The organism is Arthrobacter sp. Helios (assembly GCF_023167125.1).
In the GTDB taxonomy this organism is placed as follows: domain Bacteria; phylum Actinomycetota; class Actinomycetes; order Actinomycetales; family Micrococcaceae; genus Arthrobacter_B; species Arthrobacter_B luteolus.
On sequence record NZ_CP095402.1, the window covers coordinates 1586014 to 1606108 of the forward strand.

At 65.4% G+C, this 20095-nt stretch carries 17 protein-coding genes and 1 pseudogene; 5 read left to right on the forward strand and 13 right to left on the reverse strand.

Annotated features, from left to right (window positions below; genetic code table 11):
- Positions 1-11: 11 nt before the first annotated feature.
- The 3 genes from ArtHe_RS07050 to hisS all read right to left on the reverse strand — a co-directional run bounded on the left by ArtHe_RS07050 (position 12) and on the right by hisS (position 3469).
- On the reverse strand, positions 12-1028 hold the full coding sequence (locus ArtHe_RS07050; protein WP_282568718.1) for a coenzyme F420-0:L-glutamate ligase: 1017 nt from the start codon (positions 1026-1028) through the stop codon (positions 12-14).
- Positions 1025-2029, reverse strand: coding sequence for a TIGR03557 family F420-dependent LLM class oxidoreductase (locus tag ArtHe_RS07055; RefSeq protein WP_248319364.1), 1005 nt, complete (start codon positions 2027-2029; stop codon positions 1025-1027). The genes ArtHe_RS07050 and ArtHe_RS07055 overlap by 4 nt, the downstream gene beginning before the upstream one ends.
- A gap of 96 nt (positions 2030-2125) precedes the next feature.
- Positions 2126-3469, reverse strand: a complete 1344-nt coding sequence (gene hisS, locus ArtHe_RS07060; RefSeq protein ID WP_066297450.1) for a histidine--tRNA ligase — start codon at positions 3467-3469, stop codon at positions 2126-2128.
- Between the two features lie 200 nt (positions 3470-3669).
- Between hisS and ArtHe_RS07065 the strand changes: the two genes are divergently transcribed.
- From ArtHe_RS07065 to ArtHe_RS07075, 3 genes are all read left to right on the forward strand, one after another.
- Positions 3670-4446, forward strand: coding sequence for a peptidylprolyl isomerase (locus ArtHe_RS07065; RefSeq protein ID WP_248319365.1), 777 nt, complete (start codon positions 3670-3672; stop codon positions 4444-4446).
- Positions 4447-4575: 129 nt separating this feature from the next.
- Positions 4576-5949: a DUF349 domain-containing protein gene (locus ArtHe_RS07070; RefSeq protein WP_248319710.1), complete on the forward strand. Its 1374-nt coding sequence runs from the start codon at positions 4576-4578 to the stop codon at positions 5947-5949.
- A gap of 130 nt (positions 5950-6079) precedes the next feature.
- Positions 6080-6787, forward strand: a complete 708-nt coding sequence (locus ArtHe_RS07075) for a type IV toxin-antitoxin system AbiEi family antitoxin (RefSeq protein WP_248319367.1) — start codon at positions 6080-6082, stop codon at positions 6785-6787.
- Here the strand turns inward: ArtHe_RS07075 and ArtHe_RS07080 are convergent.
- The 9 genes from ArtHe_RS07080 to pdxT form a co-directional block, all read right to left on the reverse strand.
- Positions 6784-8958, reverse strand: coding sequence for a bifunctional (p)ppGpp synthetase/guanosine-3',5'-bis(diphosphate) 3'-pyrophosphohydrolase (locus ArtHe_RS07080; protein WP_246168640.1), 2175 nt, complete (start codon positions 8956-8958; stop codon positions 6784-6786). The two genes, ArtHe_RS07075 and ArtHe_RS07080, sit on opposite strands and share 4 nt — an antisense overlap.
- Positions 8959-9338: 380 nt before the next feature.
- A complete protein-coding gene (gene secF, locus ArtHe_RS07085; RefSeq protein ID WP_248319368.1) occupies positions 9339-10370 on the reverse strand; it encodes a protein translocase subunit SecF in 1032 nt (343 codons plus the stop codon).
- Positions 10370-12223: a protein translocase subunit SecD gene (gene secD, locus ArtHe_RS07090; RefSeq protein WP_248319369.1), complete on the reverse strand. Its 1854-nt coding sequence runs from the start codon at positions 12221-12223 to the stop codon at positions 10370-10372. The genes secF and secD overlap by 1 nt, the downstream gene beginning before the upstream one ends.
- A gap of 88 nt (positions 12224-12311) precedes the next feature.
- Positions 12312-12788: a preprotein translocase subunit YajC gene (gene yajC, locus ArtHe_RS07095; RefSeq protein WP_255220887.1), complete on the reverse strand. Its 477-nt coding sequence runs from the start codon at positions 12786-12788 to the stop codon at positions 12312-12314.
- 249 nt (positions 12789-13037) lie between these two features.
- The gene (gene ruvB, locus ArtHe_RS07100; protein WP_248319371.1) at positions 13038-14117 is read right to left on the reverse strand and encodes a Holliday junction branch migration DNA helicase RuvB; all 1080 of its coding nucleotides are present in this window, start codon (positions 14115-14117) and stop codon (positions 13038-13040) included.
- Between the two features lies 1 nt (position 14118).
- A complete protein-coding gene (ruvA, locus tag ArtHe_RS07105; protein WP_248319373.1) occupies positions 14119-14751 on the reverse strand; it encodes a Holliday junction branch migration protein RuvA in 633 nt (210 codons plus the stop codon).
- Between the two features lie 102 nt (positions 14752-14853).
- Entirely contained in the window at positions 14854-15462 is a 609-nt protein-coding gene (gene ruvC, locus ArtHe_RS07110; RefSeq protein WP_248319375.1) for a crossover junction endodeoxyribonuclease RuvC, read from the reverse strand.
- A gap of 10 nt (positions 15463-15472) precedes the next feature.
- A complete protein-coding gene (locus ArtHe_RS07115) occupies positions 15473-16228 on the reverse strand; it encodes a YebC/PmpR family DNA-binding transcriptional regulator (protein WP_066297434.1) in 756 nt (251 codons plus the stop codon).
- A 3-nt stretch (positions 16229-16231) separates the two neighbouring features.
- On the reverse strand, positions 16232-16963 hold the full coding sequence (gene pdxT / locus ArtHe_RS07120) for a pyridoxal 5'-phosphate synthase glutaminase subunit PdxT (protein WP_248319377.1): 732 nt from the start codon (positions 16961-16963) through the stop codon (positions 16232-16234).
- A gap of 66 nt (positions 16964-17029) precedes the next feature.
- On the opposite strand from pdxT, the gene ArtHe_RS07125 reads away from it, so the two are divergent.
- Together ArtHe_RS07125 and ArtHe_RS07130 are read left to right on the forward strand one after the other, a co-directional pair.
- Positions 17030-18298 (forward strand): Mur ligase family protein, encoded by a 1269-nt coding sequence (locus ArtHe_RS07125; protein WP_248319379.1) that lies wholly within the window; start codon positions 17030-17032, stop codon positions 18296-18298.
- 38 nt (positions 18299-18336) lie between these two features.
- Positions 18337-19035, forward strand: coding sequence for a glutamine amidotransferase (locus tag ArtHe_RS07130; protein WP_248319712.1), 699 nt, complete (start codon positions 18337-18339; stop codon positions 19033-19035).
- Between the two features lie 391 nt (positions 19036-19426).
- Here ArtHe_RS07130 and ArtHe_RS07135 read toward each other — a convergent pair.
- Positions 19427-20053: pseudogene (locus tag ArtHe_RS07135) on the reverse strand (integrase core domain-containing protein); the annotation flags it as partial.
- Positions 20054-20095 lie beyond the last annotated feature (42 nt).

Consider the following 20095-nt stretch of genomic DNA (forward strand, 5'->3'; position numbering starts at 1 on the left):
GCCAGCCGCGCTCAGCCGCCGCTGGAACGGGCACGGCGGCGGGCCTCGGCCGCCGCCGCGGCATAACCTGCCGCGTAGCCGTCTTCATATCCGGCGGCGTGGCCGTCGTCGTACCCGGCGTTGTAGCCGGATCGGGTGCCGCTGCGCCGTCCGTCTTCAAACGCTTCGGCGGTGCCCTGCCGGAACATGTCCTCTTCGGCCGGGCGGAGCAGGGCCTTGGCGCCGGGATCACGGTCCATTCCGCCCACCGTCACCAGCGCGTCCAGTCCGCGGACCAGGGCCACAGGCAGCCCAAAAGTCTTGCCCTTCACCAGATCGGCAGCGGCAGCGATCTCGTCGGCCACCGCGGTGACTGTCGCGGACATCGGCCGTCCGGAGCTGTCCGGAAGTCCCCGCAGATCCAGCAGCACACTTAGGCCCGCCGTGCCGATCGCGGCATCAGTCTGGCCCTGCCGCCAGGGCCGGCCCAGAGTATCGGTGATCACTACGCCGACGTCGACACCCCAATCCCGCTTCAGGCCCCGGCAGAGCCGGCGGGCAGACGCGTCCGGATCCAGCGGCAGCAGCAGCACCGTGCCCTCGGCAGTGTTGCTGGCGTCCACTCCGGCGGCGGCGGCAACGATTCCAAGCCGGTTTTCTACGATCCGGGTGGTTCCGGCCGCGTGCTCGCGGCTGGCGACCAGCCTGACCGTTTCCTGTTCGACGGCGTCATCCCGGCGGTCTGCAGGCAGCGTGCGGCCTTCGGCCTTGGACACGATCTTGGAGGTCACCACGAGGATGTCCCCGCTGCGAAGCTCGCGGCCGCAGGCCTGTCCGATCAGCTCCACCAGGTTCTCCCCGGCCTGGACCTCTCCGATGCCGTGTACCGGAGTGATCACCAGGCGCTCAGCCGCCGGCGGTTCTGTGTCCAGTGCGGGGACAGGGTCCAGCGCGGGGTCCAGGGCGGAGGCAGGGGCCTCCGGCAGGTCCTCGTTGGGGGTTTTCGTTTCCGGGTCAGCGGGGACGGTTCCGGTCCAGGCAGGATTCATCGGTGCAGCTCCGGCAGCACGCTGGCGGAGAACGTGTCGATCCAGTCGCGCTGGTTCCGCCCCACATTGTGCAGATAAACGCGGTCGAAGCCCAGGTCCAGGAATTTCTGGATGTAGGCGCGGTGCACGTCGGGGTCCTCGGAAATCAGCAGCCGGCCCTCAAAGTCCTCCGGGCGGACCAGGCGGGCCATCTGCTCCAGTTCAAACGGTGAGCGGATGTCCGCCTTGGGGAACTTCATTCCGCCGTTGGGCCATTCGGTCATGGCGTTGGCCAGCGCTTCCTCGTACGTGGGTGCCCAGCTCATGTGCAGCTGCAGGACCTTGGGCATGGTGTCCGGATCCTTGCCGGCCTCACGGGCACCGGCGTCGAAACGTGCAAACAGGCCCTCGATCTTCTCCAGCGGTGCGCCCACGGTGATGAGGCCGTCCGCGTGCTTTCCGGCGCGTTTGGCCGTCACGGGACCGGCGGTGGCGACAAGGATTTCCGGGGCAACCTCCGGCATGGTCCACAGGCGGGTGGATTCCATCTTGTAGAAGGTCCCGCTGTGCCGCACGTCCTTGCCGGCCAAGGACGCGGCGAAGAGCTTGGAGATGACCTCGATGGCCTCGAACATGCGGTTGATCCGCTCCGGCGCCTCGGGCCAGTACTGAGCCGTGACGTGCTCATTCAGTGCCTCACCGGACCCCAGCCCCAGCCAGTGCCGCCCGGGATACATGGCAGCCAGGGTGGCCGAAGCCTGCGCCACCATCGCCGGGTGCCAGCGGAAAGTGGGGGCGGTGACCCCTGGACCAATATCGCCCTTGGTCCGCTCCCCCAAAGCAGAAAGGACGTTCCAGACAAAAGCGGACTGCCCCTGCGCCGGCACCCAGGGCTGGAAATGGTCCGCAGCCATCACACCGGAGAAGCCCCGCTCTTCCGCATAAGCGGAAAGAGCCACGGCCTCCGTCGGATGGAATTGTTCCAGCATGGCCGCGTAACCGATCCGGAGTGGGGTTTTCATGCAGCCACTATAGGCCAGCGGCCAGGCACAACCCGGAAGCGGCGTGTTTCAGCCGTGCAACGAATCAGTTAAAGAAGGAATCAGCCTGGGAAGGAATCAGCTGCGGGCGGTGACCTGCGGAAGGAGGTCCTCGGCCGGCGGGGTCCAGACAGCCGGGTCCGCGGACACCTGGTCCCCGGAACGGATGTCCTTTACCTCGTGGCTGCCGTCTTCGGCGGTGAACCAGACAAAGGGAATGCCGCGCCGGTCAGCGTACTTGATCTGCTTGCCGAACTTATCTGCCTTCGCTGCCACCTCCACGGAGATACCGCGTCCGCGCAGGGCCGCGGCGACGTCCTGCGCCGCGGACCAGGAATCGTCGTCGGCCAGGGTGACCAGCACTGCGGTGGGAACCGCACGGGAAGCCTGGGCGAATTCCTGGCTGAGGATGCGCATCACCAGGCGGGTCACTCCGATGGAGAGCCCGACGCCGGGGAACGTCCGGCTGCCCTTGGCAGCCAGTGCGTCGTAGCGGCCGCCGGAGCAGATGGAACCCAGCTGCTCGTGTCCCACCAGGACCGTTTCGTAGACGGTGCCGGTGTAGTAGTCCAGGCCGCGGGCGATGGACAGGTCCGCCACGACCTTGCCCGGAGCGCGCTTGGCTGCCTCTGCGATCACCTGCTCCAGCTCATCGAGGCCGGTTTCCAGCAGCTCGTTCGTGACCCCCAGCGCCCGCACCTGGGCAGCAAAGCTCACGTCGTCGGTGCGGATGGAGGCGAGCTTCAGTGCGAGGTCCGCCTGCTCAGCGGTGGCGCCCAGTTCTTCCTGCAGCAGCTCGGCAACACGTGCCGGGCCAACCTTCTCAAGCTTGTCGATGCTGCGCAGCACCCCTGCGGTGTCTTCCAGCCCGATGCCCCGGTAAAAGCCCTCGGCCAGTTTGCGGTTGTTGACCCGGATGCGGAAATCCGGGATGGGCAGGGCACCGAGCGCTTCGGCGATGACCAGCGCCAGCTCGACGTCGTACCGGAACGGCAGGTCGCCGTCGCCCACCACATCGATGTCCGCCTGGGTGAACTCGCGGGCACGGCCCTCCTGCGGGCGCTCTCCGCGCCACACCTTCTGGATCTGGTAGCGGCGGAACGGGAAGGCCAGGTGGCCCGCGTTCTCCACCACGTACCGGGCGAACGGAACGGTCAGGTCGAAGTGCAGTGCGAGCTGGTTCGGGTCCTGCTTGCCGCTGCTTTCGCCTTCCTCGGCCTGCAGCCGGCTGAGCGCGTAGACTTCCTTGTCGATTTCGCCCTTGCGCAGCAGCTGCCCGACGGTTTCCACCGCGCGGGTCTCGATGTTGGAGAAGCCGTGGAGTTCAAAGGTCCGGCGCAGCACGTCCAGGACATGGAGTTCAACCAGGCGCTCCTGCGGTAGCCATTCGGGGAAACCGGACAGTGAGGCCTTGCGTGCCATGCGGGAGAACTCCTTAGGGTGGATCGGATCCGGCGGTGGGCGCATGGGAGCGCCCGGGTCCGGATACTGGGAAAACACAGCTGCTGCATGCATAAACTGTGTGCGGCACTCATTTTAGCCTCTTCCGCCCCCATGGATGCCGCAGAGCACCCCGGCGCCGCCGCGGCGACCGGACCCAGTTCCCCTCAAAGGAGGCAGCGGTGAAGGTCACCAGCCGTACCGAGCGTGAAACCCGCCGTCGCGTGGCCCGGATGGAAGCCCGGCAGACACTGGCCCGGGAGCAGGGCCGGCGGCGGCTGAAGGACAATGTCTACGCCGGGATCGCCGGGGTCCTGGTCCTGGTTTTGGCCATCGCGCTCCAGGTTTTCTGGTTCTCCTCCAATCCCACCGCCGAGGACCTGGCGCTGCTGGAAAGCCAGGCGAAGGCCGCAGCGGAAGAAACCGGCAGCGATCTAACCGTCCCGGATCCGTCGCTGGCCGGCGGGCAAGTCCTGAGCGGCGCGCTCTCGCTCAACGGATCGGAACTGGGAATTGAACTGGACGGCAACGCCGCGCCGCAGGCCGTTTCCGTCTTTAAGTCCCTGGCGGACTCGGGTTTCTTCGACGGTAAGAACTGCCACCGGCTGACCACTGCGGAGTCCATGGGAGTGCTCCAGTGCGGCTCGGCGGACGGCACCGGAGCTTCGGACCCCGGCTACCAGTGGGGTCCGGTGGAAAACACGCCCGCTGACGGGGTCTATCCGGCCGGCTCTGTTGCTGTGGCCCGCGCCGGGACCACGGATTCGCACGGTACGCAGTTCTTCATTGTCTACAAGGACTCAGTCATAACGCAGGAGACCGGCGGGTACACGATAATGGGTAAGGTAACGTCAGGGCTTGATGTTCTGGAATCCATCGCTGCAGCCGGGACGGCAGGCGGCGTCCAGGACGGAGAACCCCTAGCACCGGTGACGATAGATTCGTTTACCCTGAAGTAAATGGCACGGCAAGAACATGGCACAGCGGCTTCGCTCAGCGGCCATCCATCGAGTGAAAGACTTTTAGCGGTGACAGACAGTCAGAAATCCGACGAAACAGCCACCGGGACTGCTCCGGACAATCAGCGCATCCCCGCGCCCAGCCCAGCCGCCTTCGCGGCGCGGCGTCCGGCTCCCGCCCCGGCGGCACCCCGTCCCGGAGCCGCTGCGCCAGCACCGGCAGTAGCCGCTCCGGCAGCCCACACCACGCCGCTGGAAGAAGCCGCCCGCTTTGCCCGCGTCGAGGAAGACGGCCACGTCTTCCTGCTCGTCGGCAGCGAAGAGTTCCCTGTGGGCCAGTATCCGGACGCAACGCGGGATGAAGCCCTGGCCTACTTTGTGCGTAAGTACGACGACGCCGTCAGCCAGGTCATGCTGCTGGAGGCGCGCCTTGCTGCCAAGGCTCCGGCCGGTGACATGCACAAAACCCTCAAGCATCTGGCCGAGCAGGTCGCCGAACGCAAAATGGTAGGCGATGTGCTGGCCCTCGATGCCCGTATCGAGGCACTGGGCGCGGGCATCAAGGAAGCCGAGGCAGCTGAGCGCGCCGAGGCCGAGGCCGTCCGTGCCCGCGAGCTCGCCGCACGCGAAGCGATCGTCGCCGAGGCGGAGGAGATTTCCGCCAAGGACCCGGCCTCGATTCAGTGGAAAACCAGCAGCAACCGGATGAACGAACTGTTCGAAGCGTGGAAAGCCGCGCAGAAGAACGGGCCGCGTCTAGGCCGCAGCAACGAAGATGCCCTGTGGAAGCGCTTCCGCTCCGCCCGGACCGTCTTCGACCGGCACCGCCGCGCCTATTTCTCGCAGCTGGACAATGAGAACGCCGAGGCCAAACGAGCCAAGGAAGACCTCATCGCCCGGGCCGAGGCGCTGTCCACGTCCACCGACTGGGGCAACACCGCCTCCGAGTACCGCAGCCTCATGGACGAGTGGAAGGCCTCCAAGCGGGCCAGCCGCAAGGATGACGACGCCCTCTGGGCCCGCTTCCGTGCAGCCCAGGACAAGTTCTTCGCTGCCCGCCAGGCCGCCAACGAAGTTATTGACGAGGAATTCGCCTCCAACCTCGTGGTCAAGGAAGCGCTGCTGAAGGAAGCCCAGGCCATCCTGCCTGTCACGGACCTGAACGCTGCCCGCAAGGCGCTGCAGTCGATCCGTGACCGCTGGGAGGAAGCCGGCAAGGTTCCGCGCGCCGACATGGGCCGGATGGAGGCCGGTATCCGGAAGGTTGAGGAAGCAGTCAAGGCTGCCGAGGACGAGCACTGGCAGCGGAGCAATCCGGAAACCAAGGCCCGCACCAACAGCGCCCTCAGCCAGCTCGAAGCCGCCATCACCTCCCTCGAGGAGGAACTGGCTGCCGCCGAGAAGGACGGCAACGCGAAGAAGATCGCAGATGCCCGCGAGGCGCTGGAAGCCCGCCTGCAGTGGCTGGAAACTCTCCGCCGCTCGGCTCAGGACTTCTCCTAAGCCACCAGCCCACCCAACCGGCTATACCGCCGGCAAAGGGGCGAACCCCCGTGAGGGGCCCGGATTCCGCTTTTCCACAGGCGGCATCCGGGCCCTTTCGCATTTCCCGCCGGCAGGTCAGTCTTGGCGAATGTCATTGTCCAGCCCGATGCCGGGTGCTATTCCGGCAGTCACCTCCACCGGGGGCGCCATTTTCCATCCGGGCGGCCCGTTCACCGAAGAGGAGCTGCAGGGGATGTGCCGGGACCTTCTGGTGACCCGCGTTTACGGTTCCACGTATCTGCGCTGGGATGTCCGCCCCGGACCCCTGGCCCGCGCCCTGGCGGCCCATCACCATCTTCCGGCATCCCTGCAGGGGCGCTACGTTTTCGGGCGGCTGAGCGCCGCCTGGATCTATGGCTGCGCTCCCCCTCCACGGCGCCTGACGCTGCTGGCCGACGCCCGGCGGCGCAGCACCTCGCTGCCGCCGTTCAGCGGAGCGGTGCTGCACGAAGTGACGCTGGGCCCCGCGGACCGGCTGGAACTGGGTGGGGTGCCGGTGACACAGCCGCTGCGGACCGCCCTCGACGTCGCACTCCACGCCCCGCTGGCGGAAGCCGCGGACGTGCTGGTGCAGATGTCCCGCGAGCCCGGCCTGAACGCTCCGCTGCACTACGTCCGGACGCTGCTGCGCAGCGGGCACCGGGTGCCGGGCACCAGGCAGGCGCTGGAGGCGGTGGAACTGGCCGAGGCATCCGCCGGGGAGACGCGGGGTTCAGGGACAGAAGAAACGGGGCCGGAACCGGATCATTCCGGTTCCGGCCCCCTCACGGCTCCATCCGAGAGCGTGCCAGCTTAGATGCGGCGCTGGTTGCCGGTGGTGCGGTAGACGTCGTAAACGCCGTCGATCCGGCGGACCGCGCTCAGGATGTGGCTGAGGTACTTCGGATCGCCCATCTCGAAGACGAACTTGGACATGGCCACCCGGTCACTGGAGGTGTTGACGCTTGCCGAGAGGATATTAACGTGGTTCTCCGACAGGACCCGCGTGACGTCGGACAGCAGACTCTTGCGGTCCAGTGCCTCAACCTGGATTTCCACCAGGAACACCGAGGACTGTGTGGGAGCCCAGTCCACCGGCACGATCCGGTCCGGCTGGTCGCGCAGTTCCTGCACGTTCCGGCAATCGGTGCGGTGCACCGAGACGCCCGAACCGCGCGTCACGAAGCCAATGATGGGATCCGGCGGCACCGGAGTGCAGCAGCGGGCCAGCTTGACCCAGACATCGCCGACACCGCGGACGGTGACGCCGGAGTCGGAGAACTTGGGCCGCCGCGCTGCCGTGGTAACGGGAGTCTCGGCCAGATCCTCTTCGGCCCCTTGGTGGCCGCCCATGAGGTTGACCAGGTGTTCAATGACGTTCTGCGCCGAGGTGTGGCCGTCACCCACCGCCGCATACAGGGCGGAGATGTCCTGGTGGTGCAGTTCCTGCGCCACTGCCACGAGGGCGTCGTGGCTCATCAGGCGCTGCAGCGGAAGGTTCTGCTTCCGCATGCCGCGGGTGAGCAGGTCCTTGCCCTTTTCGATCGCCTCTTCGCGGCGTTCCTTGGTGAACCACTGGCGGATCTTGTTCCGGGCCCGGGGGCTCTTGACGAAGCCCTGCCAGTCCTGGCTGGGGCCGGCGCCTTCGGCCTTGGAGGTGAAGATTTCCACCCAGTCACCGTGCTGGAGCTCGCTGTTGAGCGGGACCAGCTTTCCGTTGACCCTGGCACCAATGGTCCGGTGGCCCACTTCCGTGTGCACGGCGTAGGCGAAGTCAACGGGAGTTGATCCGGCCGGCAGGGCCATGACCTCACCCTTGGGGGTGAAAACAAAGACTTCGCGGGCATTGATTTCAAAGCGCAGCGAATCCAGGAACTCATCCGGATCCGAAGTTTCCTGCTGCCAGTCGACCAGGGACCGGAGCCAGCCCATGTCGCTGTTGTCCGGAACCGTGCCGCCGTTCTTGGCGCCGTCTTTGTACTTCCAGTGCGCAGCCACACCGTACTCGGCACGGCGGTGCATGTCGTGGGTGCGGATCTGGATTTCCACCGGTTTGCCGCCGGGACCGATCACCGTGGTGTGCAGTGACTGGTACATGTTGAACTTCGGCATCGCGATGTAGTCCTTGAACCGCCCGGGCAGGGGGTTCCAGCGGGCATGCAGCGCGCCGAGGGTGGCGTAACAGTCGCGCACGGAGTCCACCAGGACGCGGACGCCCATGAGGTCATGGATGTCGTCGAAGTCCTTACCCCGCACGATCATCTTCTGGTAGATCGAGTAATAGTGCTTGGGGCGGCCGGTGATCGTTGCCTTGATCTTCACGTTGTGCAGGTCTTCAGCGATCTGGCTGCGCACGGTGGTGAGGTACTTTTCCCGCTCCGGGGTGCGGTCGCCGACCATCCGGACAATTTCGTCGTACACCTTGGGGTGCAGTGCGGCGAAGGACAGGTCCTCAAGTTCCCACTTGATTGTGTTCATGCCGAGCCGGTGGGCCAGCGGGGCAAAGATTTCCAGCGTTTCCCGCGCCTTGCGGGCGGAGGACTCCGGGGAAACGAAACGCCAGGTCCGCGCGTTATGCAGCCGGTCGGCGAGCTTGATCACCAGGACGCGGATGTCCTTGGCCATGGCCACGACCATCTTGCGGACGGTCTCCGACTGGGCTGCGTCCCCGAAGGTCACCTTGTCCAGCTTGGTCACGCCGTCCACCAGCATGGCGACTTCCGGTCCGAACTCGCTGCGGAGCTCGTCCAGCGTGTAGGAGGTGTCCTCCACCGTGTCGTGGAGCAGCGCGGCAGCCAGGGTGGTTCCGGTCATGCCCAGTTCGGCGAGGATGGTCGCCACGGCGACCGGGTGCGTGATGTAAGGGTCGCCGCTCTTGCGCTTCTGGCCTTCATGGCTGCGTTCGGCTACCAGATAGGCGCGCTGGATCAGGTCGAGGTCTTCGCGCGGGTTGTTGGCGCGGACAGTGCGCAGCAGCGGTTCCAGCATCGGCGAGTAAGCCGTGCCTCCGCGTCCGGCCAGGCGTGCCAATCGGGCCCGGGTGCCCTGGCGGCGTGCCGGCACCGGTTTGGCGACTGCCTTCGGGGCAGGCTTCGATGCCGGTTCCTCCGGTTCCCGTTTGACCTGGACTCCGGCGGACCCGTTGTTCCCGGGGCTTGTTTCCTGGGAGTTCACGGTACCGGGGGCTGCTGCTGGTCCCCGGTCTTTCCCTGCGCTGTCGGCAGGCGTAGCGCTATCGGCCAACTGCTGCCCTTTCTTTCCAGATATCTGCCCAGTCTATGCCCCCCGGCTGCTGCACTTACACCACCGGTTCCGTTCTTCCCCGGGGGAAAGGAACGGAACCGGCGGTGTTTAGTGCTTCTGGCGAACTAAGTGGCCGCGGACGCGGCCTCAGGTGCCGAGGCTGCACGCGCCTGCTGTTCGCGGCGGTCAAGCACCCGCTTGGCCTGCTTGACGATCTCCGGTTCCTTCCGGCGCAGCCAGGCGTACAGCGGTGCCGCAACGAACAGCGTGCCGAGGGTACCCAGGATGATTCCGATGAACAGCGCCAGGGAGAGGTCCTTCAGCGTGCCTGCTCCCAGCAGGTAGGCGCCGATGAAAAGCACGGACGCAACCGGCAGGACGGCGACCACGGAGGTGTTGATGGAACGCACCAGTGTCTGGTTGACCGCCAGGTTCACCTGTTCGGCGAACGTGCGCTTGGTCTGTTTGTCCAGATTGGCTGTGTTCTCACGGATCTTGTCAAAGACCACCACCGTGTCATACAGCGAGTAGCTGAGCACGGTCAGGAAGCCGATGATCGCCGACGGCGTCACTTCGAATCCACTGAGCGCGTACAGTCCCGCGGTTGTCACCATCACGGCGAGCAGACCGGTAATGGCCGCGACCGACATTTTCCAGGTCCGGAAGTACAGGGCCATCAGGACGGCGGCCAGGCCAACAAAGACCAGCAGGCCGATCAGCGCCTGACGGCTGACATCGCTCCCCCAGGTGGGGCCAATGAACGTCGAGGTGACCTGCTCCTCGGAGACGCCGTAGTCCTGCGCCAGCGCGGCCTTAACCTCAAGGGTCTCGTCGTCGCTGAGCTCTTCAGTCTGGATCCGCATGGTGCCGGGGGAAATGTTGGTAACCCGCGGATCGGAACCGGAGACAACTTCAGCTACAGCCTGTTCGCCCACTGAAACCTGTGTGTTTTCCACGCCGGAGACGGTGAACTCGGACCCGCCGCGGAAGTCGATTCCGAGGTTGAATCCACCCTTGGCCACGGGGATCAGGATGGACAGGAGAATCGCGGCGGCTGCGATCAGGAACCACAGCTTGTACCGGCCAACGAAGTTGTAGGACCGTTTCCCGGTATAGAGCTCATTGCCGAATGTGGCGAATCTGGGGAGCTTACTCATCAGTTGCCCTCCTTCTCCGCGTCGCGGCCGGTGCTTGCCATCGAACCTTGCTTCCCGTCGGATACCCCGCCGGAACCGGGCTTCTTCCCGCCCTGCTTTTCTTTCAGCGCTTCGGCCTCAGCCTGCCGCCGCTCAGCGATCGTCATACGGCGCTCAGCTTCCTTGGCAGCTCCCTTGTTCTTCGGGGAGACAGGCTTCGAGGACCCGGGCGTCGATGCGTCCTGCGCGTCCGTGCCCTGCCCTGCGGCTGCGGCACCTGCCATGGCAGGTTCCCGCAGGCGTCCCGCGCCGCGGTACACCGGCACAGCGCCAAGGCGGGTCGCATCCAGGCCGGACCATTTGTGGCCCTGGCCGAAGAACTTGGTCTTGGCCAGCAGCACCATCACGGGGTGCGTAAACATAAAGACCACGATCAGGTCGGCGATGGCCGTGAGGCCGAGCGTGAAGGCAAAACCACGGACGTTGCCGACAGCCACGAAGTACAGCACGACGGCGGCAAGCAGGTTCACTGCCTTGGACGCCAGGACGGTGCGCTTGGCCCGCTTCCAGCCGGTGTCGACGGCGGAGACCAGTCCCCTGCCGTCGCGCAGTTCATCACGGATTCGTTCGAAGTAGACGATGAACGAATCCGCGGTGAGGCCGATCGCGACAATCAGGCCTGCCACACCGGCAAGGGAGAGCCGGTAGTTGTGCGACCAGCCGAGGATCGCGATTGCCAGGTAGGTCAGCACACCGGCGACGACCAGGGAGGCGATCGTGACGAACCCGAGGGCGCGGTACTGGAACAGGGAGTAGACAGCCACCAGGATCAGGCCGATAACGCCGGCGATCAGGCCCATGCGCAGCTGGTCTGCACCCAGGGTGGCGGAGACCTGCTGCTCGCTCTGGATGTCGAAGCTGATCGGCAGGGCACCGTACTTCAGCTGTTCGGAAAGCGCCTTGGCGCTCTCCTGCGTGTAGCTGCCGGTGATCTGGGCGTTGCCGTCGGTGATCGGCACGTTCATGGACGGCGCGGAGATAATCTGCCCGTCCAGGACGATGGCGAACTGGTTCTGCGGGGTTCCCGCACCGAACCCGACGAGGCGTTCGGAAACTTCGCGGAACTTCTCGGTGCCTTCACCGTTGAAGTCAAGGTTCACGGCCCACTGGTTCAGGGACTGGCCCTGGCCGGTCTGGGACAGTCCGAAGCTGGCGTCCTCAAGCAGGGCGCCAGGCACCTCGACGGGGCCGAGGATGTACTTGCCGGCAGTCTCCGGTTCGCAGGCAACCATCGGCTGATCCGCCGGAGCCGGTTCAATCGAGGCTTCCAGTGTCGCCGGGTCCAGGCAGTTGGTGGTTTCGAATTCCTTGTACAGCTCCGGGGTGACCCAGTTGAAGTCGGATCCGTTCTCCGGCTCGGCCGTCGGCTGCGGCAGCTGGTCGTCCGGCGTTGGCGTCTCGGCGGCCGGAGCCTGCCCTGCACCGCCCAGGATGACGGCCCGGAACTCCATGGCAGCAGAGGCCTGGATCAGCGCACGGGTTTCGGCGGACGGCGTACCGGGCAGGGAGACCACAACATTGCGGCCGGACTGCGTGGTGATCTCCGCTTCGGAAACACCGCTGCCGTCAACACGCTGGCGGATGATCTCCACCGCCTGGTCGAGCTGTTCCTGGCTGATTTCAGAGTTGCCGCCCTGTACCTTCGGGGACAGGATCATCTGGGTGCCGCCCTCGAGGTCGAGGGCCAGTTTGGGAGCCCAGCTGGCGTTGCTCAACATGGAGCCACCGCCAAGCAGGAGGGCCAGGGCAGCGAACATAACGCCCAGCCAAATGAGCGTCTTTTTCGCGGCGGGGCCGGAGCCGGTTCGAGGCATAGAGGTTTTCCTTTAGGGCGTAATCGCCGGAGACAGAGTGATCCGGCGGGCCTGCGGACTCAGTCCACCCCGCAGGCCCTCGGAGAGTCTAGTTGTCTTTCTTGTTCTCACGGTCCAGGCGCCGGAGTGTTTCCTCAGGCGTCTCGTCCCGGAGCGCCGAATCGGCAGCATCGGTGTTTTCCGTGCGCGGGGCCTCGCTGGTGAGGGAGGAAGCGTCGTCCGGAACCACGGGATCCGGCGTCTCTTCTTCGGCCGGCGTGGTGGTGACAACCTTGGTCAGCGCCTGCAGGTGGATGGTGGCGGTGTTGCCCGGTGAGAGCTCCAGGACAGCCTTGTTCTCTTCCTGGTCAACGGACACGATCGTGCCGAACAGTCCGAACTGGGTCATGACCTCGGTTCCGGGGACCATCTGGGTACGCTGCTCCTGGACGGTCTTCTGGGTCTTCTTCTGCTTGCGGAACATCATGAAGATGAAGAGTGCCAGCAGGATCGGAAGGAGAAGGTTCGAGAGAGCGAATCCACCTCCGTTGCCGGTATCAGTGGTCGTCTGGGCCAAGACATTCAAGAACACGAAGGGTTCCGTTTCTGTTGCTGTTTATCGGGATGCGAAATCTATCGGGATGCGTTATCAGTTCACTCAGGGCACCGGGTCTGACGCGCCGGCATGCGTAAGCGTCAGATCAGTCTAAGGGGAAAACGGATCTGCATCCCTTTAAGTTTCATTGTGCAGTGTAAGTCACCCACGGTGTCCGGCGTCACTTCGCTGCTTGCCCTGCCGGTGCTCCCGCGCAGCCGGTCCGGCCGGCTTCCCGGCTCAGGCGCCCGTGCCGCTGTCCGCAGCCCGGGCTCCGGGTCCGGAGAACATGGCATCGGGGACAGCGTGCGCAGCTGACTCCGGCATCTCGAGTCCGAGGTGCTCCCAGGCGGCCCGGGTCGCGATGCGTCCGCGGGGTGTGCGGCCCAGCAGGCCTTCCCGGACGAGGTACGGTTCCGCGACGGTTTCCACCGTCTCCGGCTCCTCGCCGACGGCGATCGCGAGCGTCGACAGCCCGACCGGTCCGCCGTTGAATTTGGTCACCAGGGCGTGGAGCACGGCGCGGTCCAGCCGGTCCAGCCCGCGTTCGTCCACCTCATACATATCAAGTGCCGCTCCGGCCGTGCGGGCGTCAATCTGGTCGACTCCGTGGACCAGCGCCCAGTCGCGGACCCGGCGCAGGAGCCTGTTGGCGATTCGCGGTGTTCCGCGGGACCGTCCGGCGACTTCGGAAAAGCCGGCCGAGTTGACCTTCATGTCCATCAGCATGGCCGAGCGCCGCAGGACCAGCTCCAGTTCCGCGGTGGAGTAGAACTCCAGGTGCCCGGTGAAGCCGAACCGGTCACGCAGGGGTCCGGGCAGCAGCCCGGCGCGGGTGGTGGCGCCCACCAGCGTGAAGGGTGGAAGGTCCAGCGGAATAGCCGTTGCCCCGGCGCCCTTGCCCACGACGATGTCCACCCGGAAATCCTCCATGGCCATGTACAGCATTTCCTCCGCAGGACGGGACATCCGGTGGATTTCGTCCAGGAACAGCACTTCGCCTTCCGTGAGGGAGGAGAGAATGGCGGCCAGGTCTCCGGCATGCTGGATGGCCGGTCCCGAACTGATGCGCAGCGGAGCGTTCATTTCCGCGGCGATGATCATGGACAGAGTGGTTTTGCCGAGGCCGGGAGGACCGGAGAGCAGCACGTGGTCCGCACTGCGGCCCCGGAGCCGCGAGGCTTCCAGGACCAGGGAGAGCTGTTCGCGGACCCGCTTCTGACCCACGAAGTCATCGAGGTTCTTCGGGCGCAGGGCGGCTTCAATGGCCTTGTCGTCCGGATCCGGCGCGGCCGTGGTGAGCGGTTCGGCGGCGGCCACGCTAGCCGGCCTGCTTCTGCGGTGCGCGGGAGCGGGCGGCGTCCTGGCCGAGGCGGCGCAGCGTCAGGCGCAGGATTTCCGCGACGTTGCCGACCTTCGCCGTGTCCGGATGCTCGGCAGCGGTGGCCTCGATGGCGGCGGTGGCGTCCTTTTCGGACCATCCGAGGCCGGTCATGGCTGCCAGCACCTGGTCATTCCAGGCCGGGGCTCCGGCCGGTGCTTCAGCGGTCCCAAGCGGCACGAGTTTGTCGGCGAGTTCCAGCACGATGCGGCGGGCGCCCTTCGGTCCAATGCCGGAAACCTTGCTGAATGCCTTGTCATCCCCGCTGGACGCTGCGACGCGCACAGCCTCGGGGCTGTGCACAGCCAGGACCGCGAGGGCAAGGCGCGGGCCGACGCCGCTGACGCTGAGCAGAATCTCGAATACTTCCCGCTCCCCCGGGTCCGCGAAGCCAAACAGGGTCATGGAGTCCTCACGCACGATCAGTGCGGTATGAACCTGCGCTTCGGTACCTGTCCGCAGCGACGCGAGGGTCTGCGGCGTTGCCTGGATAAGCATGCCGATACCGTTGACGTCAATAACGGCAGATGAGATGCCAACGTGCGCTACAACGCCGCGAAGGGAGGCGATCATGTGGGAACTCCGAGCAATAATCCGGGAACTGAAAATAATCCGTGAACTGAATAGAACATATCTACGAACAGCCTACTGGTCCGCTCCGGATTTCCCGGCACTTCAGCGGCGGGCGCGTTTTGCCTTGGCCTCAGCCTCGGCCCACATCCGCTGCGCCGCGGTCAGGCCGCCCTGCACCGGGCCGCCTCCGGAGGAAGCTGAACCGGCTGTCGAAGCCTGGCCGGGCCCCAGCGCGCCGCGGCGCCAGGCATGGGTGATGGCCAGTGCCAGCGCATCTGCCGCGTCGGCCGGCCGCGGCATCTCGTCCAGGCGCAGGATCTTGGTGACCATGCGTCCCACGGCTTCCTTGTTCGCCGAACCGGAACCTGTCACCGCGGCTTTCACCTCGGTGGGGGTGTGCAGGGCCACCGGAATGCCGCGGCGCGCGGCGGCGGCTATCACGACGCCGGAGGCCTGGGCGGTGCCCATCACGGTACTGACGTTGAGCTGGCTGAACACCCGTTCCACCGCCAAAACATCAGGGGTATGGGTGTCCAGCCACAGTTCAATCGCCTCGGAAATCGCCAGCAGGCGGGCATCCAGAGCGGTGCCCGCTGCCGTACCGGCGACCCCGACCGCCACGAGGGTTGCCCGGCGGTTACCTTCCACGTCCACCACGCCCAGCCCGCAGCGGGTGAGGCCCGGGTCCACCCCCAGGACCCGGATCGGCACGGCGGGGCGCTCAGTCTTCTTCGAGCTGCGCGAGGACGTCCGCGGAGATATCGGCGTTGGAGTAGACGTTCTGGACGTCGTCCAGGTCCTCCACCGCGTCGACCAGCTTCATGAACTTCCGCGCGTTGTCTGCGTCGAGCTCCACGTGCATGGAGGGCAGGAACTCTGCCTCATCGGTGTCGTATTCGATTCCGGCTTCCTCAAGGGCGGCGACGACGGCCCGCAGGTCCGCAGCTTCGGAGATGATCTCGAAGTTGTCCCCGGCCTCCTTGACTTCGTCAGCACCGGCGTCGAGCACCGCCATCAGCAGGTCATCCTCGGTGAGGTCCTTCTTCGGCAGCGTGACAACGCCCTTGCGGGTGAACATGTACGCCACGGAACCGGGGTCGCCCATGTTGCCGCCGTTGCGGGTCACGGCGAGCCGGACTTCGGAGGCGGCGCGGTTTTTGTTGTCCGTGAGGCACTCGATCAGCAGTGCGGTGCCCTGCGGTCCGTAGCCCTCGTACATGATCGTCTGGTAGTCGACGGCTTCACCGAGCAGGCCGGCGCCGCGCTTGACGGCCCGGTTGATGTTGTCAATGGGAACAGAGGTCTTTTTGGCCTTCTGGACGGCCAGCTCCAGGCCGGGGTTGCCGGCCATATCGGCGCCGCCTGCGCGGGCCGCAACTTCAATGTTCTTGATCAGCTTGGCAAAGGACTTGGCACGCTTGGCATCAATGACGGCCTTTTTGTGCTTGGTGGTTGCCCATTTCGAGTGGCCCGACATGCTTTACGCGTCTCCTCTGATCATTTGAATAAATAGTTCGTGGATGCGGCTCTCCCCCGTGACCTCCGGATGGAACGAGGTAGCCAGCAGCTTTCCCGAACGCACTGCCACAATTCTAGCGACTGAATCCTTTTCCGCCTCCGATGCGGACTCCCCCGGGGTAACCTGCGCCAGCACCTGCACGGTGGAGCCTACCTTTTCCACCCAGGGTGCGCGGATAAACACGGCGTGCACACCAGCCACCGGCTGGCCGGAATCCTGTGACGGCAGAGCCTGGAGTCCGTCGAAGACCAATTCGGTTTCGAAAGACTCGCGCTGGCGGCCAAAGGCGTTGCGCCGCACCACAATGTCCAGGCCGCCGAGGGTCTGCTGCGGTTCACCGGCGGCATCCACTGCGGGGTCGGTGATCCGGTCTGCCAGCAGAATCAGGCCGGCGCAGGATCCGTAGACCGGGAAGCCTGCGGCGATTTTCGCTTTCAGCGGCTCCGCCATCCCAAAGAGCCGCATCAGCTTGTCAATGGTGGTTGATTCGCCGCCTGGCAGGACGAGCCCGTCCAGGGCGTCCAGTTCGGCGGGCCGCCGGACCAGCATCGTGCGGGCTCCGGCAGCTTCCAGCGCCCGCACGTGTTCCCGCACCCCGCCCTGCAGCGCGAGCACCCCGACAAGCGGAGCAGCTGGGTTCTTCGATCCAGAAGAGCTGTGCCCGGACGAGCGGCGGGCAGTGATTTCCGTCATTTGACCATTCTAGGTGGACGGGCCGTGCACGGGGCCGAACAGGGCGGTGGGATATATTCGGTATCCATGAGTTCCTTCTCCATCCTGGTAGGCAAGCTGGTCCGCGCCGCCTCACGGCTGCGCGGCGGCGGGTCCGCCCTTCCCGGCCTGGTGGTGGAGAAGATCGACCCCGATTTCATCCGCCGCACCCTCTCCACCCTCCCCCTCGGCGTCGCCGTCGTCTCTGGTACGAACGGAAAGACCACCACCACCAAGATGGTGGTGGAGCTCCTCGAAGGCCAGGGGCTGAAGGTGTTCACGAACCGCACCGGCAGCAACTTCACCCGCGGCGTGGCCGCAGCCCTGATCGGGGAAGTGAACCTGCGCGGCCGGCTCGATGCCGACATTGCCGTGCTGGAGCTGGATGAAGCCCATGCCGTGCACTTCGTGAAGCTGATCCAGCCGCGCTACTCGCTGCTCCTGAACGTCCTGCGCGACCAGCTGGACCGTTTCGGCGAGATCGACAAGACCACCCGGCTGCTGGAACAGATCGCCCTGGCCACCACTGACACCGTGGTCCTGAACCGTGAGGATCCGCGGGTCGCGTCCATCGCCGGCTCGCTCTCCGGCCCGAAGGCCGTCTACTTCGGCCTGGATGCCTCACTGCGCAGCACTTTCCCCAACGACGATGAAATGCGCGGATCGCGCTCCGAAGCCATCGCCGCCGCCCAGCCCGCCGACGTCGTGCTCGAGCGCGTTGCCGAAGATGAGGCTGATTTCCGGGTCGATGATGAGGTCACCACCACCTCACTCAAGCTCCGCGGCGTCTACAACATCTTTAATGCCGCTGCGGCGCTGACGTTCGCGCGGCAGATCCTTGGCGGCAGGGCTGACCGGCCGGCCCTGTTCGATTCACTGGCCAACGTGCAGCCGGCCTTCGGCCGCGGCGAATCCCTGACCGTCAACGGGGCACCGCTGGAACTTGTCCTGGTGAAGAACCCGTCCGGCTTCCGGCTGGGCCTGAAGTCCTTCGCGGCGCACGGCTACGCCACCATGATCGCGGTCAACGACAACTACGCCGACGGCCGGGACATGTCCTGGCTCTGGGACGTGGACTTTGAAACGCTTTCGGGCGGTGTGGACATGGTCAGCGGCGTCCGCGCCTACGACATGGCGCTCCGGCTGAAGTACGACGACGTGCCGGTCCGGGATGTGGAGACCGACATTCCGGCCGCGCTGGCAAAGTTCATTGCCGCGGCCGGCACGCAGCCGATGCGCATCTTCTGCACCTACACAGCCATGCTTTCCGTCCGCCGGGAGCTCTCCAAAATCACGAAGGTGGAGGTGGTCTCTTGAGCCGCGACATCCACATCCTGCAGCTGTACCCGCGGGACATGAACATTTACGGGGACTGGGGCAACGTCCTGGTCCTGAAGCAGCGCCTGAAGTGGCAGGGCTACAACCCGGTTGTCACCGAGTACAACCCGGGTGACGAGTTCCCCGCCGACGCAGACCTGATTGTTGGCGGCGGCGGCCAGGACAGCGGCCAGGTGGTCATCCAGCAGGACCTGCAGCAGCTCGCGCCCACCCTCCGTGCCCTGGCCGACGACGAGCTGCCGATGCTGGCCATCTGCGGCCTCTACCAGCTCTTCGGCCGGTTCTTCAAGACGCACGACGGCGTTCTCATCCCCGGCATCGGCGTGCTGGACATTGAGACCCACGGCGGTCCGGAGCGGCTGATCGGCAACGTGCTCTCAGTGAGCGATGAGTTCGGCGAAATCCACGGCTACGAGAACCACAGCGGCCAGACCTTCCTGGGCACGGACGCCCAGCCGCTGGCGCATGTGCGCAAGGGCGAGGGCAACAATTCCAAGGACGACACCGAGGGCGCCCGCTACCGGAACGTGGTGGCCAGCTACCTGCATGGATCGCTGCTGCCCAAGAACCCGGCGATCGCGGACTTCCTCATCGAAAAGGCCGTGACCCGCCGCTACGGCAGCTTCGATCCGGCTCCTCTTCCGGACGCTGACCTTGCCGGTCTCGCCCGGCTTTCCGAGCTGGCCCGAAAGCACGCTTCCGACCGTCCGCGCTAATGATCGACCCCCGGCTGAGGACCCTCTGACCGGCGCCACGGCGGCAGGCGTCAAACCGCCGGGCAGGCCGGTAAAGCGGCTCTAGCGTTCCTTACGAGCTCTTCGTGCGGGGAATATCGTTGCCGCGGTTATGCTTTCCCTGACGAGCGTTGTTTTGGGAGCAAAATGAGTTCCGGAAGTCGGATGAATCAGACAACAAGTTTGCGCTCCCAATTAGGTGACCGCGGAAAGTCGTTATCTGAGCGCCATCCCTCGGCGCTCTTCCATGGCGGGTCAGTAGGAGCATCCGGAGCGTCCCATCTCCAAGTGTCGGGGAGGAGGCGTTCAGCGCTGGTCGATGGGCGAGCCGCATATCCCAAATGACTGAGTTCCCGTTAGCAGGGTCCAGTGCTTATGCGATAGCTAATCGGTTTTCGTGCGTCCAGGTTTCCCAGTACCGATTCGGGGTCATGCCGTTCAGGGATCCGTGGGGACGCGCATGATTGTAGATAGCTTTCCATTCGTCGGCCAAATACTCCGCTTCGGCCATGGTGTCCATGATTTCTCCAGCGAGCTGCTCCCTCCTGAACTGAGCACTGAAGGACTCAATAAATCCGTTCTGCCACGGTGATCCCGGCTCAATAAACGCCGTTTCCACCCCGGCAGCAGCGCGCCAGTCAATAAGTGCGCCAGCGGTAAATTCAGGCCCGTTATCGCACCGGACATAGGTTGGTTCAATCCCGGTGTCAGCCATGATGCCCTCCAGCACCGAGATGACGTCGGTGGCTTTGAAGGACCTGCGCGGGATAATCACCAGCGCGGTGCGGGTGTATTCGTCGGTGACGTTGGAGAACCGGATATGCCGGCCACAAGTGGTGACATCGGACTGGAAATCAAAGCTGAGCACATCCATCGGATACTCCGCTGACAACCGCTTTTCCTCTCCGGCGCCGGGACCGGTGCGTCGCTTCTTCCTCGCCTTGGGCTTACAAATCAGGCCCTCCTGCCGCCAGAGCCGGCGCACCCGCTTCCCATTCAAGGCCACGCCAGCCCAGGCTGATTGGGCACGCAGGTGCCTGGC

Excerpts from the sequence above, each read along its gene's own strand:
- ArtHe_RS07050 (WP_282568718.1), bottom strand. The coding sequence starts at position 1,028 with ATGAATCCTGCCTGGACCGGAACCGTCCCCGCTGACCCGGAAACGAAA.
- ArtHe_RS07055 (WP_248319364.1), bottom strand. The coding sequence starts at position 2,029 with ATGAAAACCCCACTCCGGATCGGTTACGCGGCCATGCTGGAACAATTC.
- hisS (WP_066297450.1), bottom strand. The coding sequence starts at position 3,469 with ATGGCACGCAAGGCCTCACTGTCCGGTTTCCCCGAATGGCTACCGCAG.
- ArtHe_RS07075 (WP_248319367.1), top strand. The coding sequence starts at position 6,080 with ATGTCATTGTCCAGCCCGATGCCGGGTGCTATTCCGGCAGTCACCTCC.
- ArtHe_RS07080 (WP_246168640.1), bottom strand. The coding sequence starts at position 8,958 with ATGCTGGAACCGCTGCTGCGCACTGTCCGCGCCAACAACCCGCGCGAA.
- secF (WP_248319368.1), bottom strand. The coding sequence starts at position 10,370 with ATGAGTAAGCTCCCCAGATTCGCCACATTCGGCAATGAGCTCTATACC.
- secD (WP_248319369.1), bottom strand. The coding sequence starts at position 12,223 with ATGCCTCGAACCGGCTCCGGCCCCGCCGCGAAAAAGACGCTCATTTGG.
- ruvA (WP_248319373.1), bottom strand. The coding sequence starts at position 14,751 with ATGATCGCCTCCCTTCGCGGCGTTGTAGCGCACGTTGGCATCTCATCT.
- ArtHe_RS07115 (WP_066297434.1), bottom strand. The coding sequence starts at position 16,228 with ATGTCGGGCCACTCGAAATGGGCAACCACCAAGCACAAAAAGGCCGTC.
- pdxT (WP_248319377.1), bottom strand. The coding sequence starts at position 16,963 with ATGACGGAAATCACTGCCCGCCGCTCGTCCGGGCACAGCTCTTCTGGA.
- ArtHe_RS07125 (WP_248319379.1), top strand. The coding sequence starts at position 17,030 with ATGAGTTCCTTCTCCATCCTGGTAGGCAAGCTGGTCCGCGCCGCCTCA.
- ArtHe_RS07130 (WP_248319712.1), top strand. The coding sequence starts at position 18,337 with ATGAACATTTACGGGGACTGGGGCAACGTCCTGGTCCTGAAGCAGCGC.